This is a genomic window from Mesorhizobium sp. Mes31, from assembly GCF_024519675.1.
Lineage (GTDB): Bacteria > Pseudomonadota > Alphaproteobacteria > Rhizobiales > Rhizobiaceae > Mesorhizobium.
In genome coordinates this window covers 169465-186190 of the sequence record NZ_JALJRL010000011.1, presented here as the reverse complement: position 1 = coordinate 186190, position 16726 = coordinate 169465, and the positions used below count along the sequence as shown (strand labels likewise).

15 protein-coding genes and 1 pseudogene are annotated in these 16726 nt (G+C 65.2%); 4 read left to right on the top strand and 12 right to left on the bottom strand.

What is annotated here, in order from left to right:
* Nucleotides 1-27: 27 nt before the first annotated feature.
* The 8 genes and pseudogenes from NR193_RS20085 to NR193_RS20050 all read right to left on the bottom strand — a co-directional run bounded on the left by NR193_RS20085 (nucleotide 28) and on the right by NR193_RS20050 (nucleotide 8991).
* Nucleotides 28-1095 carry a substrate-binding domain-containing protein gene (locus tag NR193_RS20085; RefSeq protein ID WP_256752511.1) on the bottom strand — a complete coding sequence of 356 codons (1068 nt, stop codon included), beginning with the start codon at nucleotides 1093-1095 and terminating at the stop codon, nucleotides 28-30.
* Between the two features lie 165 nt (nucleotides 1096-1260).
* Entirely contained in the window at nucleotides 1261-2325 is a 1065-nt protein-coding gene (locus NR193_RS20080; RefSeq protein WP_256752510.1) for a sugar ABC transporter substrate-binding protein, read from the bottom strand.
* 293 nt (nucleotides 2326-2618) lie between these two features.
* Entirely contained in the window at nucleotides 2619-3389 is a 771-nt protein-coding gene (locus NR193_RS20075; protein WP_256752509.1) for a GntR family transcriptional regulator, read from the bottom strand.
* An 82-nt stretch (nucleotides 3390-3471) separates the two neighbouring features.
* Nucleotides 3472-3981, bottom strand: a complete 510-nt coding sequence (locus NR193_RS20070; RefSeq protein WP_256752569.1) for a hypothetical protein — start codon at nucleotides 3979-3981, stop codon at nucleotides 3472-3474.
* 96 nt (nucleotides 3982-4077) lie between these two features.
* A pseudogene (locus NR193_RS20065) lies at nucleotides 4078-4197 on the bottom strand (E3 binding domain-containing protein); the annotation flags it as partial.
* Between the two features lie 2 nt (nucleotides 4198-4199).
* Entirely contained in the window at nucleotides 4200-5210 is a 1011-nt protein-coding gene (locus tag NR193_RS20060) for a C-terminal binding protein (protein WP_256752508.1), read from the bottom strand.
* Nucleotides 5211-5243: 33 nt separating this feature from the next.
* Nucleotides 5244-7634: a thiamine pyrophosphate-dependent enzyme gene (locus tag NR193_RS20055; RefSeq protein ID WP_256752566.1), complete on the bottom strand. Its 2391-nt coding sequence runs from the start codon at nucleotides 7632-7634 to the stop codon at nucleotides 5244-5246.
* Nucleotides 7635-7770: 136 nt separating this feature from the next.
* Nucleotides 7771-8991, bottom strand: coding sequence for a mandelate racemase/muconate lactonizing enzyme family protein (locus NR193_RS20050; RefSeq protein WP_256752507.1), 1221 nt, complete (start codon nucleotides 8989-8991; stop codon nucleotides 7771-7773).
* Nucleotides 8992-9108: 117 nt separating this feature from the next.
* Here NR193_RS20050 and NR193_RS20045 point away from each other — a divergent pair, with 117 nt between their 5' ends.
* The 4 genes from NR193_RS20045 to NR193_RS20030 are packed head-to-tail and all read left to right on the top strand — an operon-like array spanning nucleotide 9109 to nucleotide 12935.
* Nucleotides 9109-9903, top strand: coding sequence for an SDR family NAD(P)-dependent oxidoreductase (locus NR193_RS20045; protein WP_256752506.1), 795 nt, complete (start codon nucleotides 9109-9111; stop codon nucleotides 9901-9903).
* Between the two features lie 4 nt (nucleotides 9904-9907).
* Nucleotides 9908-10756: a transketolase gene (locus NR193_RS20040; RefSeq protein ID WP_256752505.1), complete on the top strand. Its 849-nt coding sequence runs from the start codon at nucleotides 9908-9910 to the stop codon at nucleotides 10754-10756.
* Nucleotides 10757-10767: 11 nt separating this feature from the next.
* The gene (locus NR193_RS20035) at nucleotides 10768-11742 is read left to right on the top strand and encodes a transketolase C-terminal domain-containing protein (protein ID WP_306280323.1); all 975 of its coding nucleotides are present in this window, start codon (nucleotides 10768-10770) and stop codon (nucleotides 11740-11742) included.
* A gap of 8 nt (nucleotides 11743-11750) precedes the next feature.
* A complete protein-coding gene (locus NR193_RS20030) occupies nucleotides 11751-12935 on the top strand; it encodes a mandelate racemase/muconate lactonizing enzyme family protein (RefSeq protein ID WP_256752503.1) in 1185 nt (394 codons plus the stop codon).
* On the opposite strand, the gene NR193_RS20025 is transcribed toward NR193_RS20030, so the two are convergent.
* From NR193_RS20025 to NR193_RS20010, 4 genes are all read right to left on the bottom strand, one after another.
* On the bottom strand, nucleotides 12936-13970 hold the full coding sequence (locus NR193_RS20025; RefSeq protein WP_256752502.1) for a LacI family DNA-binding transcriptional regulator: 1035 nt from the start codon (nucleotides 13968-13970) through the stop codon (nucleotides 12936-12938).
* A 245-nt stretch (nucleotides 13971-14215) separates the two neighbouring features.
* Nucleotides 14216-14800: an SDR family oxidoreductase gene (locus NR193_RS20020; RefSeq protein WP_256752501.1), complete on the bottom strand. Its 585-nt coding sequence runs from the start codon at nucleotides 14798-14800 to the stop codon at nucleotides 14216-14218.
* Nucleotides 14801-14808: 8 nt separating this feature from the next.
* Complete coding sequence (locus NR193_RS20015) at nucleotides 14809-15588, bottom strand: SDR family NAD(P)-dependent oxidoreductase (RefSeq protein ID WP_256752500.1); 780 nt, start codon at nucleotides 15586-15588, stop codon at nucleotides 14809-14811.
* Nucleotides 15589-15675: 87 nt separating this feature from the next.
* Entirely contained in the window at nucleotides 15676-16671 is a 996-nt protein-coding gene (locus NR193_RS20010) for an ABC transporter permease (protein ID WP_256752499.1), read from the bottom strand.
* Between the last annotated feature and the right edge of the window lie 55 nt (nucleotides 16672-16726).

Below are 16726 nucleotides of genomic sequence, written 5' to 3'. Positions count from 1 at the left end.
CGGGAGACAGGGTCGCGGTGACAGATGTTACTTGCTGCCGGCGGCTTCCGCAGCGGTGATCTCGACCCAGTCGGGCGTGATCGGCAGCGTCAGGCCGGGCGCCTGGTCGGGGAAGGCATTTTCGCCGACCGCGATCTTGATCATCTTGGTGCCGGGGTAAAGCTTGGACTCGAACGGATCGGTGGTGACGAAGTCACCCTTGACCGAGACGGAGCGCTCGGCCGGCTTCTTGCCGGTGTCGAGAATATCGACCGCCAGCTTGATCGCTTCCGAAGAGAGATAGGCCGGGTTCGAGCCTAGGATGCACTTGGCGCCCTGCGTCTGCGCACAGGTGAGCGCGGCGACATTGTAGGAGAAGCCGACGACCGGGACGATCGGCCGGCCGGCATCCTTCAGCGCCTGGATGGCGCCGGAACCATAGCCTTGCGTCATGATGCCGTCGATCTTCGGATTGGCGGCAAGCAGCGCCGCGACGCCCGACTGCTCCGGCCCGAGCGCGTAATTGCCATTGTAGTAGCCGACGATCTTGATGTCGGGATATTTAGCCAGCACCTTCTCGTAGCCCTGCTGCAATTGCGCCGAAATCGGCGCGCCGGCAAGGCCGCGGTCGAGGATGATGTTGCCCTTGCCGCCAAGCTGCACAGCCATCCACTCGGCCATGACCGAGGGGATGCGGTCCCAGTCGGACGCGACGGCGAAGGCGCAGGGCTCGGTCACCACCTGGTCGAAGCTGATGACGACGATGCCGGCGTCGCAGGCCTTCTTGATGGTCGGGTTCAAGGCCGAATCCGAACCGGCATCGACGAGGATGGCGTCCGGCTTCTGGCGGATGATGTTGTTCAGCGAGTTGATCTGCGCCTGGACCGTGTTCTCGACGTTCTCGATCTTGAGGTCGACGCGACCCTTCAGCGGTCCCTTGTTGACCGACACGGTGGCAACACGCTCCATCTGCTGGCGCCAGTCATTGCCGACGAAATTGTTCGAGAGATAGATGGTGTAGGGCTTCTTGTCCTCGGCGTGGCCCGGTGCCGTGCCGATGGCGATCGCGGACACGGCAAGGCTTGCCAGTCCGGCGCAAATTGTCTTCAGTTTCATGATCTCTCCTCCTTGCGTTTCCTGCATCAGCCGGTGACGGACTTCGCCATCTTGGTGGGTGCTGCGTGTAAATTGATACCGGTACCAATGCGCCTTGTCAATTTAAGCCAAGGCGCATTGGAGAGGCCTGGAGGCGACCATTTCGTCACCGATCGGCAGGCATCGTCATTTCGAGCCGGCGGCCTCGGCCGGGGTGATTTCAACCCAGTCCGGGCTGACCGGAAGAAACAGGCCCGGCGCCATGTCCGGAAAGGCATTCTTGCCGACCTCTATCTTCTGCATGGTCGCGTCGGGATACAATTCCGACGGGACCGGATCGGTGGTGAGGAAGGCATTGCGCAGCAGGATTTTTTTCTCCGCCGGCTTCTTGCCGTCCAGTATCTCCACCGCCAGCTTCAAGGCCTCGGCCGACAGATAGGCAGGGTTGGGTGCAAGGATGCACTGGGCGCCCTGGGTCTGCGCACAGGTCGTCGTCGTCAGGTTGAACGGACTGCCGGTGATGGGAACGATCGGGCGACCGGCATCCTGCAGCGCCTTGATCGCTCCGGCGCCGTAGCCCTGGACGAAGATGGCGTCGACTTGCGGGTGCGCCGCCAGCAAGCTGGCGACGCCGGCCTGCTCCGGTCCCAGTGCATAGTCGCCGTTGAAATAGCCGACCACCTCAATGCCGGGATATTTCTTGATGACTTCCTCGAAACCGCCCTGCAGCTGGGCGGAGATCGGAGCGCCGGCAAGCCCACGGTCAACGAGAATCTTGCCCTTGCCGCCGAGTTTCTTGACCAGCCATTCGGCCTCCACGCGCGGTGCCCGGCCCCAGTCGGACTCCATCGTGTAAGCGCAGGGCGCGCTGACGATCTGGTCGAAGGCGATGACCACGATGCCGGCCTTGCAGGCCTTCTCGATCGTCGGGTTGAGCGCTTCGCCGGAGCCCGCGTCGATCACGATGGCGTCGGGCTTGTTGCGAATGATGTTGTTGAGGGAATTGATCTGCGCCTGGACCGTGGTCTCGACCACCTCGACCTTGAGGTCGACGCGGCCGGCAAGCGGGGGCTTCTTGACCGCGATGTCGGCGCTGCGCAGCATCTGCTGGCGCCAGTCGTTGCCGACGAAATTGTTGGACAGATAGATCGTGTAGGGCTTCTTGTCCTGTGCGTTGGCCGGCACGGCATCGATCGACAGCAAAGTCGTCGCGATCACCGCAAGGCCGGCGAAGAATGCGCCTGCTTTCATGATTTCCTCCTCCCGTGTTTGGTGTCAGCCGCGCGAACGCCGCTGCCTATCAAGTGCCTTCGCCGCACACCCCCTTATGGACAGACTTTGTTTTGTGCATGCCGCCACCCAGACCCACTGTGCACTCGGGCGACACGCAACAGGCAAATGCTCGACGTCGGATGCGGCTGCGCATCCACGTTTGACCGTGGTTCCCGGCGCAGCCTCTATCCTAGCTATGATGCTATTATAATTTTATAAAGCTGTCCATGGCCGAGACGACGAAATCGGCGTGGCAATCCCGCCGATCGGGTTCAGGCGAGGTCGTTCGGCGCGTCGTAGCTGATGCTGAAGAGATCGGCCGGATGCCGCGCGATGGTGAACTCGATGCTCTGCTGGTCAGCCGACTGGTAGAGCATCTCCACACTCAGCACCGCACTGCCCAGCACGATGCCGAGGTCGTCCGCGATGACCTCGTCGGCGATCTCGGCGCGGACCGTGACATGCGCGACGTCCAGCCGAAGGCCGAGATGCCGTTGCACGGAACGAAAGATCAGCACGTCGGAAAAATCGTCCCGCTTCAGCTTCGCTCCGACAGAAGGCGGGAAATAACTGGTGATCTGAGCCTTCTTCTGCTCACCCACCGACAGGATGCCGCGCAAGCAGTAGCCCGCCTCGTCCTTGCCCATGCCGAAATGGCGCTGAAGCACGGGGGAGACCTCCTTGCGATAGGATTTCACCGTCAGTTGGGCATCCTTGGTGAAGGCCGCCATGTCGGCGAAGTTCTTGAATTTCCAGCTGAGGTTGACCGACGGATTGCGCGCCGTCACCACCGCTGGTTTCGCCGACCGCTTCCTGATCAGCCCGTCGGCCTCGAGGTCCCGCAACGCCTGGCGCACGGTGATCAGGCTGACGCCGAAATGCTCGGCAATGGTCGCCTCCTTCGGCAGTTCACCGCCAACGGGGAAGGTGCCGTCGCCGATAGGCTCGCGCAAGATGTCGGCAAGCTGGCGGTAAAGCGGCCCGTTCGAACGGCCGAGCGTGCGCCGGGGAAGTATGTCGATGGTGGGAACGGAGTGATCCATGAGCCTCGTCGCGCCTGTGTCGAAGCTTTTATAATAGCTTACTTGCCCCGAGGCTAGGCGATGCCGCCGACGATGCGGAACGTCAGACGAAGAGCCGGAGCGGGTGTTCGATCGCCGATTTCAGGGCGGCGAGCCACGCAGCCGCGGCCGCCTCGTCAAGGCTCGCCGTATCCGTGGTGAGCAGGCATTCGGCATGGCCACCTCCCGCAGCGACGCAAACGGTCAGGCGCATGGTTCGGTCCGGCAAAAGCGGCATCATCAGCGGCCGGATTTCGCTCTCCGGCAAGAGCCGCAAGGACAGTGCGGCCGGTTTGTCCGCGTCGTCATGGTTGTCGGCCACAGCCGTAAGCCGTGTCGAGCGCAGTGACGTCAAGGTAACCTGCGGGGCAACCGCGAAGACCGCTTGCCGTCCGGCGAGTTCCAGAGCCACCGGAGCGCCGCCGAGCATGGCGGCCTCGGGAGTTTCAGCGAATGCATGACCGGCCGCGCGCAGCAGCACGTCGTCGATGTCGAACACTTTCCCGGTGCTGTCCAGCGCGGCCAGCAGGTCGCGCAGCGCGCCCAGCGCGAGCGATGCGGCGAAAGCGGCCATGCGGGGCGCCGCGACAGATGGCGCGGCAGCAGCAGGGGCGACGACATCAGGCGAATTTACAGGGGCGGGAACAGGGACGAAGTCCTGCACGTCGGCGGCCAGGACGCGGCCACCCGGGCCGCTGCCGCGGAGCGTCTCGAGCGGAAGGCCACGCTCGCGCGCTAGGCGGCGCGCATAGGGCGACGCCGGTAGACGCCGGGTTTGGCCGACCGCCATATTCATTTCAGATACTCGGCATTGACGCAGTTTGTGAGCCGGCCCTCGGCGAGATAGGCGTGCACCACTTCGATCGATTTCAGCCTGAGGTCGCGCATCGCCGCCGGGCTGTAGAAGGCCGCGTGCGGCGTGACGATCAGCCGGTTGGCGATCCACGGCTCGCGGCGCCGCCATGCCACCAGCAGCGGATGGTCGAGATCGCCCGGTTCGTTCGGCAGCACGTCCAGCCCGGCCCCGGCAACGGCGCCCTCGCGCATTGCCGCTTCCAGCGCGTCGAGATCGACGATCGGGCCGCGCGCCGTGTTGACCAGCACAAGACCGGGTTTGGCGGCGGCAAAGGCAGGCGCCCCAAGCAGCTTGCGGGTTTCCTCGCTCAACGGCGTGTGAACGCTCACCACATCCGCCCGCCGCATCAGCTCGGCCAGCGAATGGACCCGCTCGTAGCCGGTCGAGAGGTCGACGCCGGACAGAAGATGCGGGTCATGGAACACAACCTTCATGTCGAAAGCGGCGGCGCGACGGGCAGTGGCAAGCCCGATGCGGCCGAGCCCGACAACGCCGAAGATGGCACCCTTGTGCCGGCGTACCAGTGGCGCCTTGGAGAAATGCCAGCCTTCGGCGCCGTTACCGGAAAGCTCCGCGCCATAGGCGGAGGTGCCGCGCGTCAGCGCCAGCATCAGCCCGATGGCGTGGTCGGCGACTTCGGTCGTGCCATAGTCCGGAACATTGCAGGCCGGGATCTTGCGCGCGCCCCAGCCCGCGGTGTCGATGTTGTCGAAGCCGACGCCCGAGCGCACCGCGATCCTCGCCTTGGGAAAGGCGGTCGGAGCGGCCGCGACATTGTGGGTCGGCGAATAGTTGATGACGGCATCGACCGACCCACAGATTGCGGGATCGAGGCTGGCAGCCTTGTCGTTGGTCGAGCGGGCCAGTATGAACTCGATATCAGGATAGTGCTCGCATTCGAGCTCGGCCTCGTCGGCGGCTTGCCAGTTGGCGCACAGGATCTTCATGCTTGCCCTTCGGATTTCATATCTGGTGGTGGTTTATTTCCTGATGCCGCCGATGCGGCCGCCCATTGGCACCACGGCGCCAACCGGCTGGTCGATCGCGGCAAGCGTGCCACTGACCGGCGCCTCGATCTCGACCACGGCCTTGTCGGTTTCGATCTCGGCAATCAGTTCGCCCTCCTTGACGGCATCGCCGACCGCCTTCAGCCATTTTATGACGGTGCCTTCGCTGACGGTGAGATCGCCGAACGGCATCGTTATCGGCTCGTCGTCGCCCGCAGGAGAAGCAGACGTCGCAGCCACGGTGGGCTGCGGCTTGGCAGGAGCAGAAGCAAGCTTAGCCGGCGCAGCACTTTTCAGGCCGACCGTGTACCAGTGATCCGGCACCGGCGGCTGGCCAGCGATGACGTCGCGCACGCCCTGGACGATGCGCGCTGTATCGACCAGCATGGCGCGCTCCAGCACCGGCGCGAAGGGATGCGAAGTCGGCGCCGTGTGCAGCCTTCCGGGCGGCGCGTCGAGTTCATCGAAGGCGAGCTCGTTGATGGCTTGCGCGATCTCGCCGCCAAGGCCGCACATCGCCCAGGCCTCGTCGACGATGAGCAGACGATGCGTCTTGCGGACGCTGGCGACGATGGTGTCGATGTCGAGCGGCATGATGGTGCGTGGGTCGATCACCTCGGCTTCGATGCCTTCGGCGGCCAGCGTCTCGGCGGCCTCCAGCGCGCGCTGCACCATCTGGCCGGCGGCGACGATGGTGATGTCGGCACCGGACCGGGCGATGCGCGCGACGCCGAAAGGCACATAATGTTCGCCCACGGGCACCTCGCCCTTCGAGGCGAACAGCGCCTTGGGTTCGAGCATGATGACGGGATCGCCGGCCCTCAGCGCCGTCTTCATCAACCCCTTGGCGTCGGCCGGGGTCGAGGGCACGCAGACGATGAGGCCCGGCATATGGGCGAAGACCGGATGATAGATGCCGCTGTGATGCGGTCCGGAGCTGCGCAGCGCGCCAGCGCCGACGCGCACCACCATCGGCGCGCTCATCAAGCCGCTGGTCATGTAGCGCAGCTTGGCCGCCTGCAAAAAGATCTGCCCGGCGGTCTCGAAGGCGAAGTCGGCAAACATAAGGTCCGAGACGGTGCGCGCGCCGGTGGCCGAGGCGCCGACGGCGGCGGCGGTGAAACCCTGTTCGGAAATCGGCGTGTCGACCATGCGCTCGGCGCCGAACTCCTGCCAGAGATTCCTGGTGTGGGCGAAGCTGCCGCCGCGCTCGCCGGTGCCTTCGCCGAAATAGAGGATGGCCGGATTGGCGCGCATCTCCTCGGCGATGCCGTCGCGCACCGCTTCGAGCCAGCCTTGCGTGCGCGTCTCGCCGGCGGCGCGCGGCTGCAGGGCGGCGGGCGGATTGATCGGATCGGCAAAGACGTGCAGCCGCACCGTTGCCGGATCGGGCTCGGGTGAATTGCGGGCGAAGGTCAGCGCTTCCTCGACCACCTTCTCGATTCGTGACTCGATGGCCGCCAGCGCCTCGGCATCGGCGACGCCATAGTCCTCGACCAGCTTCTTGCGGAACATGTCGATGGGGTCGCGCTTGATCCAGGCGTCGAGCTCCTCCTGCGTGCGGTAGGTACCGATGACGGGATCGCCCTCATGGTGGCCGACGGTGCGATAGGTCTTGGCCTCGATCAGCGTCGGACCCTTGCCGGCGCGGGCGCGCTCGGTGGCTTCCTTCATGGCCAGCCAGACGGCAAAGACGTCGTTGCCGTCGACGGCGACGCCGGGCATGCCGTAGGACGCGGCCTTGGTGGCGATTTCGGGATTGAGCGTGACGGACTTGAGCGGCGTCGCGGTGGCGTAAAGGTTGTTCTCGCAGACGAAGACCGCCGGGGCGCGCTGCACGGCGGCGAAATTGAGCGCCTCGTGGAAGCCGCCATGATTGGCGGCGCCGTCGCCGAAGAAGGCGACGCCGATGTCGTCGCGGCCCTGCTGGCGGGCGCTCATGCCGATGCCGACGGCATGGCCGATACCGGCGGCGACGATGCCATTAGTGCCGAACAGGCCGACCGAGCGGTCATAGAGATGCATGGTGCCGCCGCGGCCGCCGCAGATGCCGTCGACCTTGCCGAACAGCTCCGCCATCACCCGGCCGGGGTTGGCGCCCTTGGCCAGCGCGTGGCCATGGCCACGATGGGTTGATGTGACCCAGTCGGTCGGGCGCAGATGCCCGCAGACGCCAACGCCTGTCGCCTCCTCACCGATATAGAGATGCAGGAAGCCCGGCGTTTCGCCTTTGCGGCAAGCGATCTGGGCGATGCTTTCGAAGCGGCGCAACAGCACCATGCGCTCGAACAGGTCGAGCAGGATTTTCCGGTCGGGCAGATTTGGCGCACTCTTGAAATCCTCGCGCGTGCGCGCCGCAGACATTGCCACCAAAGCCTCCCTGAATCCGTCTGGCCGGACTGCAGAGCGCCGGCGGCGAGCTTGTTGGTCGCCCGCTTCGGTTCATAATAGATTATAATAGCATAATGTCTACTGGCTCCGAACAGAGCCCGTATGGCCGCTAGATCTTGGTGATGCGCACCGTGGCGTCAGGCCGCTCGAACAACTCCGGCCGCAGGCTGAGGCCAAGGCCCGACCCCTCCAGCGGTGCGACATGGCCGTCGCTGACCAGCGGAATGTCGGCGACGATCTCGGTGTACCAGCCGGTGAAATAGGCGCGCACGGCCTCCTGGTAGTTGACGTTCGGCAAGGTTGCGGACAGTGCGCAGCTGGCGGCATAGACGATCGGCCCGGTGCAGTCGTGCAAGGTCACCGGCAGTTCGCTGGCTTCGGCCATGTTGGCGATCTTGCGTGCCTCGCTGAGGCCGCCACACCAGGCGAGGTCGATCATGATCACCGAAGCGGCGCGCTTGTCGATCAACTGCTTGAACATCTGCCGCGAGGCCAGCCTTTCGCTGGCGGCGATCGGAATGGACGTGTGGCGGGCAAGCTCGGCCATGGCGTCAAGCTCGTTGTAGCGGATGGGCTCCTCCAGCCAGGCGACGTCATACGTTTTCAGCGCCTCGGCGATGCGCAGCACCGGCGGCAAGGTCCACAGCCCATGCAGCTCGACCATGATTTCCATGTCGCGGCCGACGGCGTCGCGGATTTTCTGGAAAGGTTCCAGCGCCTTGTCGAGATCGGCAAGCGAAATGCGAGTGCCGTTCGACGCCTCGGCGGCAATGTCGAACGGCCATATCTTCATCGCCTTGATACCTTCGGATTTCAGGCTTTTGGCGAGGTCGCCGGCATTGTAGCGCCAGGCGAGCAGATCCTCATATGGGCCCTCGTTCGAATCGCCGGCCTTGAGCGACCAGTCCTCGCCGCGCTCGAACAGGGCGTTCTTCTTCGTGGCGCGGACATGTTTGTAGCCGGCGCAAGTGTTGTAGATCGGCACGGTCCTGTGGGTACGGCCTCCGAGCAGCCGCCAGACCGGCTCGCCGAGCGCCTGGCCATATATATCCCAGAGCGCAATGTTGACGGCGGAATTGCCGCGCACCTCGGCGCCGGAATCGCGCGCGCCGACATAGACGCTGCCCAGCGTACGGTCGTGCAGCTCGATGTCGCGCGGATCCTTGCCCAGAAGATAGGCGGCGACATTGTCGTGGATGTAGGAGGCGACCGGTCCTGGCGCCCAGAAGGTCTCGCCGGTGCCGATGAGGCCGGCATCGGTGTGGACGCGCAGCCAGAACAGGAACGGGAACTCCGCCAGCTGCAGCGTCTCGAGCGCGACGACTTTCATTTTTTCCTCCCTGCACCGATTGACCGCTCGGTCGGCGGACAATAGCACATCCCCGTTGACAGCCATTTATGGTACCGGTATCAATTCCGTCAAGATGGCCACCGGGAGGGTGCTCGCTTGCCTGCCGAAATTCTCGAGACAACGCCGCGCAGGGCACTGGTCACGGGCGCCGCCGGCGGCCTTGGCCGCGAGGTTGCGATACAATTGGCGGCCCGTCGATGCGCGGTCGCCATCGCCGACGTCAACGCCGAAGGCGCGGCCGAGACCGCTCGCCTGGTTCGGGAGAAAGGCGCCGAGGCCGAGACGATCATCGGCGACTTCACCAGGGAAGGCGCGCCGGAGGCAGCGGTCGAAAAGGTGGTCGTGCAATGGGGCGGCATCGACATCCTCGTCAACAATGCCGGTTATGGTGTGATCGAGCCGTTCCTCGACGCCACTTACAAATCCTGGACGCGCACGCTGGCGCTCAACGTCACCGCGCTTGCCATGGCCTGCAAGGCGGCGGGCCGGGTGATGCGCGAGCAGCGTTCGGGGCGCATCATCAACATCACCTCACCCGGTTCGCGCATGGCGCTGCCCGACTACACCGCCTACACGGCGAGCAAGGCCGGCGTCGACTCCATCACCCGCGCCGCGGCGGTTGCACTGGCGCCCTACGGCGTGCTGGTCAACAGCCTGGCGCCGGGGATGATGGACACCGAGATGCAGCGCTCGACCGAGGCCGATCTCGCCCGCGCCAATGGCCGCAACGACCTGCAGGCCTTTCTCGACGAACGCACGCGCCGCATACCGCTCGGCCGCCGCGCCGAGATTTCCGAGGTCGCGGAGGCTGTCGTCTGGCTCTGCCTCGACGCGCCGAAATACATGACCGCCGAGCGGCTCAACATGTCGGGCGGACTCGACAAGGACTGATCCAATGCTGCGCAACTCTCCTCCCGGCACCGCCGATATCGGCGCGCTCGAACGCAAGGCGACGCAGTTGCGCCGCCACATGCTGACCATGGCGCGCGGCCAGGGCCAGGGTTATATCGGCCAGGGCCTCGGCATCGCCGATGCGCTGGCCGCGCTGTATTTCCATGAGCTGCGCTACGACCCGCACAATCTGGCCTGGCCCGAACGCGACCGCTTCCTGCTGTCGACCGGTCACTATTCCATCGCATTGTGGGCGGCCCTGGCCGAGGCCGGCATCATTCCGGTCGAGGAATTGGTCACCTATGGCGCCGACAACAGCCGGCTGGAAATGTCGACGCTCGACACCACGCCCGGCGTCGAAATGATCGGCGGCTCGCTCGGCCATGGGCTGGGACAAGGTGTCGGCCAGGCGCTCGGACTGCGCGTCGACCGCTCCGACGCACGCGTCTTCGTTGAATTGTCCGACGGCGAGATGCAGGAAGGCTCAACCTGGGAAGCGGCAATGTCGGCCAGCCATTTCAAGCTCGACGGGCTGGTGGCGCTGATCGACTGCAACGGGATCCAGGCCGACGGGCCTGTCGTGCTCGACATGGAACCTGTCGCCGACAAATGGCGCGCCTTCGGCTGGGAAACATCCGAGATCGACGGCAACGACATGACGGCGGTGGTCAGTGCGCTGGCCGATGCAAGAAATCGCAACGGCAAGCCGAAGGCGATCGTGCTGCGCACACTGCCCGGCAAGGGCGTTCCGCGCATCGAGAGCAGCGAGAAATCGCACTTCTTCCGCATCGACGTGGCACAATGGGACGGCATCATCGCCGAGTTCGAGAACAGCGCGGGAGCGGGCCAGTGAGCGGCGCGGCAATGGAGGCTGGCCGCACGCTGGCCATGGGCCAGGACGAAGCTGGTGGCGGCGACCGGCAGAGCGTCGAGGCACCGTTCGGCCGCGCGCTGGCCCGTCTTGGCCAGAGCCATCCGGACATTGTCGGGCTGACCGCCGATCTCGGCAAATACACCGACATATTGCCGTTCCGCGATGCCTTCCCGGACCGCTTCTTCAATGTCGGCATGGCCGAGCAGAATCTGGTCGCCGTCGCCGCCGGGCTGGCGCGCACCGGCAAGGTGCCGTTCGCCACCACCTATGGCGTGTTCGCGACGCGGCGCGCCTATGATTTCGTCGCCATCGCGCTTGCCCACTCCAACCTCAACGTCAAGATCGTCGCCGGCCTGCCGGGGCTGACGACAGGCTATGGCGGCACGCATCAGGCGATCGAGGACCTGGCGCTGATGCGCATGATCCCCGGCCTCACCATCATCGATCCCTGCGATGCGACCGAGATCGAGGCAGCGACCGAGGCGATCGCCGAGCATCGTGGCCCGGTCTACATGCGGCTGCTGCGCGGCAGCGTGCCAGTCGTGTTCGAGCCGGGTTACCGCTTCGAGATCGGCAAGGCGCGGCGGCTTCGGGACGGTTCGGATGTCGGCATCATTTCGACCGGCTTCATGACCGAGCGGGCGCTGGACGCGGCGGACGCTTTGCGCAAACAGGGCATTTCCGCCGGCGTGCTGCATGTGCCGACCATCAAACCCTTCGACGCCGAAGCGGTGACCGAATTCGCGGCCGATGCCGGCCATATCGTCACGGCGGAAAATCATGTCGTCGTCGGTGGTCTGGCCAGCCTGGTCGTCGAGACCTTGTTCGATGCCGGCATTGCAAAGAAAGTGACGCGCATCGGCCTTCCCGACCGCTACATCGAATGCGGCGCGGTGCCGACCCTGCAAGCGAAATACGGCCTGACGACCGATGCCGTCATCGCGACAATCACTGGTTTGAGCTAGAGTTTCGCATGAAGATCACCGAGATCGAGACCTTTGCCGTCGGCGCCGGCTGGAAGAACTGGCTGTTCGTCAAAGTGCATACCGACAAGGGCATCCATGGCGTCGGCGAAGGCACGTTGAACGGCTTCATCAAAACCACCGAAGCCGGCGTGCATGAACTCAAGCATCTCGCCATCGGCCAAGATCCGCGCCGCATCAACGCGCTGGCCAAACGCATGCTGGACAGCGTTTCGCTCGACGGCGGCCACATCCACCGCACGGTGATCGCGGCGATCGAGGTGGCCTGCTGGGACATACTGGGCAAGAGCCTCGGCGTGCCGATCCATCAGTTGCTCGGCGGCCAGGTGCGCGACAGCGTGCTCGGCTATGCCAATGGCTGGTATCGCACCGAGCGCACGCCCGAGGCTTTCCTCGAGACCGCCAAGGCGGTGCTGGCCAAGGGCTTCAAGGCGTTCAAGCTCGACCCGTTCGGCACCGCGCAAGGTTTCATTTCGCGCGAGGAGCTGGACCTGTCCTACGCGATCTGCCGAAAATTGCGTGACGAACTGCCCAAGGACACGTTGATCCTGATCGACGTCCATGCCCGCTTCACCGAGATCGCCGCCCTGCAGGCGGCGCAGAAGTTCGCCGACCTCGATATCTACTGGTGGGAGGAGCCGACCTCGCGCGACCGCCAGGAGACCGTGCACGAAGTGGCGCATCGCTCGCCGATCCCGGTGGCGACCGGCGAGATGTACGACACGGTCGGCCAGTTCTACACGCTGGCGGCCGGCGGCGGCGTCAACATCTTCCAGCCCGAGCCGATGTCGCTGGGCGGCATTGCGCCGTCGATGCAGGTGGCCAACCTCGCGCTTGCGCATGGCAGCCATATCGCGCCGCACCAGAGCGGCGGACCGGTGGCGACGGCGGTGTGCCTGCAACTGGCCGCCGCGGTGCCGAATTTCCTCATCCAGGAACATTTCGATGCCTTCAACGATCCGTGGACGCGCGACCTCGTGACCTGGCATCCGACCATCAACCCGGACAATGGCCATCTGTCGCTGCCGCACGCGCCGGGGCTCGGTATCGATCTCGACATCGATGCGATCAAGCATCACCCTTACGATCCCGACGCCTATCTCAACGTCCATGCCGAGGGCTGGGAAAAGCGCCTCGGGCGGCGCGAGGACACGGCAAAGAAACAGCCGTCCTGATCAAGCGCTCTCGCGGTCGACGATCTCGAAGCCGAGGCTGGTGATGGTCGGCACCTTGGTGTCGCCGCCGAGCCTCGCCAGCAATTGCCGCACGGCGCGCCGGCCCATCTCGTAGCGATTGACCTTCACCGTGGTCAGCGGTGGATAAAGCTGCGCTGCAAGGTCCATGTCGCCATAACCGGCGATGGCGATCCGGCCCGGCACCGCCCAGCGGCGGCGGTGGCATTCCTGCACGGCGCCGACGGCCAGCGTGTCACTGGAGAAGAAGATGGCGTCGATGTCCTTGTGGCGAGAGGTCAGCGTCAGCAGCGCCTCGGCGCCGCCTTGCGCGGTGATCGGCACCTCGACCTCCATGTCGGCATGGTTCTTGATGCCGAGTTCGGTGAGTGCGGCATGATATCCGGTGCGGCGCTGCTGCAGGCGATCATTGCCATGGATTGGCGTCGAGACGAAGCCGATGCGCTTGTAGCCCTTGGCCGCCAGATGCATGGTCATGGCGTAGGCGGTCTCGAAGTTGGAGACGCCGACCACCATGTCGATCGGCTTGCGGCCCTTGATCTCGGATATCTCGACCACCGGCGCGCCGCTGCTCTTGAGAAGCGCACGGGCCGTCTCGCTTTGCACGAAGCTTTGCAGGATCATGCCGACCGGGCGCCAGCCAAGCAGGGTGCGGATCGATTTTTCCTCTGCCTCCTGCGTGAACTCGCCCTGCACCAGGAGCATCGAATAGCCGCTCTCATGGCATTCGTCGGACATGCCCTGTACCTGTTCGGCGATGCCCGAATTGATCAGCGGTGGCACCACCGTGCCGATCATGCGGCCGTTGCCGCGCATGCTGGACGCCAGCCGGTTGGGTACGAAGCCGGCCTGCTCGATGGCCTGCAGCACCTTGGCGCGCGTGTCCGGCGAGACCATGTCGGGATTGGACAGCGCCCGCGACACCGTCATCGGCGCGACGCCGACGCGCTTGGCGATCTCGCGGACGCCAAGGCGCCGTGACTTCTTCTCGCCCGGGCCGTCCGGCCTGTCGGTCATCGCAAGTGCTCCAAGAGAGCGCGATCCGCCAAAGCAATGTCTTCCGGGGTCGCGCGACAACGCCATTCATAGCGGTTGCGGCGGACGCTTTCCAGCGATGCGCCCGACCATCGCGCGGTCGAAGACTTCACCGATCCGAAAGCCGGCGCATGAGATCGATGCCACGCCAACACGGCGGGACGACGCTGCTACAGATCCCAGGCACCAGCCCGACCTCGCGCGCTTCAGCGTCGAGCGTCATTGGGTCAGAAATTGCGGCCATAGCCTGCCATCCACCCGCCATCGACGCCCAGCATCTGGCCGGTCGTGTAGGTGTTCAGTGGATCGCAGAAGAACAGCACGGCTGCAACCGCTTCCTCGATGCTGCCGGCGCGGCCGACCGGCGTGTGGCTGAGCATCGCCTTGTCGCCCGACACCATGGTTTCATCCTCGACCGCGCCGACCCCGACGGCATTGACCAACACCTTCGGGCCGAACTCCATGGCCAGCGTGCGCATGCCGGCAAGGATCGACGCGTTCTCCATGGAAAAGCGCGGATGCCGGCGCATCGGCATGCCTGCGATCGCCGACAGCAGGAAGACGATGCGCCCACGCCCACGCTCGGTCATGGTCACGGCAGCCTTGCGCGCGTCGGCATAGAGCGATCGCGGATCGCCGGTCGCCGTTCCCGGCCGCAGCGGGCAGGAGATCAGCAGGATATCGGCGGCGCGCGCATGCGAGCCTTCGACAAGATGACCGCCATTGGCCTGCAGCGCGACAAGCGCTGCCTCGGCAACCGGGTTGGTGTCGCCGTCCAGTGCGAAAGCGGCACCCTCGAGATCGATTTCCATGGCGGCACTCACATCATGTATCCCGCCGTCCAGCCGCCATCGACGGCCAGCACCTGGCCGTTGACGTAGCTGGCGGCCGGGGAGGCAAGGAACAGCACGGCCTCGGCGATCTCCTCCGGCCGGGCCGGCCGGGCGAGCGGCACATGGGCAAGGAATTCCTGGGTGCGGCCGGCGAATTTGCCGTCGTCGCCGTAGAACAGCTTGGCGGTCAGCGCCGTCATCACCGAGCCCGGCGCGATCGCGTTGGTCAGGATGCCCTTGGCTCCGAGTTCGATCGCCATCGAGCGCGTCAGATGGACGATGCCGGCCTTGGCGGCGACGAACGGGCTTTGCAGCCGCATGGCGGCAAGGCCGACGACCGAGGCGATGTTGACGATGCGCCCGCCCTTGCCGGCGGCGAGCATGGGCCCAAGCGCCGCGCGGCTCATGATGTAGAGGCCATCGAGATCGATGCCGGTGATGCGATCCCATTCCTCGGCCGGAAATTCATCGATGGTGACGCGATGCGCCAGCGTGTTGACGCCGGCATTGTTGACCAGGATGTCGAGGCGGCCGTGGCGCTCCATGATCGCGGCGATCGCACTGTCGACCGATGCCACGTTGCGGATGTCGGCGGTGCAGGCCATGGCATTGCTCAAGCCCGCCGCGACCCGATCCGCGCCTTCGCCGTCGATATCGGCGACGACGACCGCGGCGCCATTGTCGGACAGGCGCCTGGCGATGGAACTGCCGATCGCGCCCGCGGCTCCCGTGACCAGCGCCACCTTGCCTCGCAAATCGCAGCGCATGTCCCGTCAGCCCCCGAGCAATTCCCGGGTTATGCTATTATAATAATCTCAAGGCCCGGACAAGCAGGTGGGTCGTTGCCAAGGCGGTTATTCCGCCGCCGCACCGGCGACGTTCTTGCGGGCAGCGTCGACCATCAGCCGCCTTGCCCGGAACACGCCCCATTGCTGGTCGACCAGCACGCCGATGAGGATGACGCCGCCCATCACCGCGAAGTTGAGCGAGGACGGGATGCCGAGCAGATTGACGAGGTTCTGCAGCTCCTGCAGCAGGACGGTGCCCAGGATGACGCCAATCAGCGACCCCTCGCCGCCGCGCAGCGAGAAGCCGCCGAGCACCGCCGCCGCAATGGCGTAGAGCTCGTAGAACTGGCCGTGGCTGGCGGGCGAGATCGAGCGCGTGTACATGGCGAAATAGATCGCCGACAGCGCCGTCAGCACGCCGCAGATGACATAGGCGGCCATGACGACGCGGCCGGTGCGGATGCCCGAATATTTCGCCGCCTCCTCGTTCTTGCCGATGGCGTAGAGATAGCGCCCGAACACCGAACGGTGCAGCACCACCCACATGACGATGGCGATGACGATCAGCGCGATGAAGCTGTTGGGCACGCCATATGACCGCCCAGCGGTGAGAAATTCGAGCTCGGGAAAATTCTGGCCGAAGGCGAAGCCGGCGGTGCCGTCGGCGGTGTAGAAGCGGGCGACGCCGCGATAGATCAAGAGGCCACACAACGTCACCACGAAAGGCTGCAGCTTGAGCCGCGTGATCAGCCAGCCGTGCACCAGGCCGATGATGGCGCCGAGCGCGATGATCAGCACGAAGGCCAGCGGCCAGTCCAGGTCGCGCACGGCGATGAAGTCGATGAACAGCGTTCCGAGCAGCGCGACGACCGAGCCGACGGACAGTTCGATGCCGCCGGTGATGATGACGAAGGCCTGGCCGATCGACAGGATGCCGAACAGGCCGATCAGGTTCGAGGTGTTGGCGAGGTTGATCGGCAGCAGGAAGCGCGGATTGATGATGGCGACCACGGTCCCGACCACCAGGATCAGGATCAGCAGGCCGAGATCTTTCTTGCTCATCGTCTTCTCCCCAATGCCTGCCTGAGCGGGTTGCGCCGTCTTGCGAAACCCGCGG

What these genes read in the sequence shown, in the direction of transcription:
- NR193_RS20085 (WP_256752511.1), bottom strand. Translation starts at nt 1,095, where the DNA reads ATGAAACTGAAGACAATTTGCGCCGGACTGGCAAGCCTTGCCGTGTCC.
- NR193_RS20080 (WP_256752510.1), bottom strand. Translation starts at nt 2,325, where the DNA reads ATGAAAGCAGGCGCATTCTTCGCCGGCCTTGCGGTGATCGCGACGACT.
- NR193_RS20075 (WP_256752509.1), bottom strand. Translation starts at nt 3,389, where the DNA reads ATGGATCACTCCGTTCCCACCATCGACATACTTCCCCGGCGCACGCTC.
- NR193_RS20070 (WP_256752569.1), bottom strand. Translation starts at nt 3,981, where the DNA reads ATGGCCGCTTTCGCCGCATCGCTCGCGCTGGGCGCGCTGCGCGACCTG.
- NR193_RS20060 (WP_256752508.1), bottom strand. Translation starts at nt 5,210, where the DNA reads ATGAAGATCCTGTGCGCCAACTGGCAAGCCGCCGACGAGGCCGAGCTC.
- NR193_RS20055 (WP_256752566.1), bottom strand. Translation starts at nt 7,634, where the DNA reads ATGTCTGCGGCGCGCACGCGCGAGGATTTCAAGAGTGCGCCAAATCTG.
- NR193_RS20050 (WP_256752507.1), bottom strand. Translation starts at nt 8,991, where the DNA reads ATGAAAGTCGTCGCGCTCGAGACGCTGCAGCTGGCGGAGTTCCCGTTC.
- NR193_RS20040 (WP_256752505.1), top strand. Translation starts at nt 9,908, where the DNA reads ATGCTGCGCAACTCTCCTCCCGGCACCGCCGATATCGGCGCGCTCGAA.
- NR193_RS20035 (WP_306280323.1), top strand. Translation starts at nt 10,768, where the DNA reads ATGGAGGCTGGCCGCACGCTGGCCATGGGCCAGGACGAAGCTGGTGGC.
- NR193_RS20030 (WP_256752503.1), top strand. Translation starts at nt 11,751, where the DNA reads ATGAAGATCACCGAGATCGAGACCTTTGCCGTCGGCGCCGGCTGGAAG.
- NR193_RS20025 (WP_256752502.1), bottom strand. Translation starts at nt 13,970, where the DNA reads ATGACCGACAGGCCGGACGGCCCGGGCGAGAAGAAGTCACGGCGCCTT.
- NR193_RS20020 (WP_256752501.1), bottom strand. Translation starts at nt 14,800, where the DNA reads ATGGAAATCGATCTCGAGGGTGCCGCTTTCGCACTGGACGGCGACACC.
- NR193_RS20015 (WP_256752500.1), bottom strand. Translation starts at nt 15,588, where the DNA reads ATGCGCTGCGATTTGCGAGGCAAGGTGGCGCTGGTCACGGGAGCCGCG.
- NR193_RS20010 (WP_256752499.1), bottom strand. Translation starts at nt 16,671, where the DNA reads ATGAGCAAGAAAGATCTCGGCCTGCTGATCCTGATCCTGGTGGTCGGG.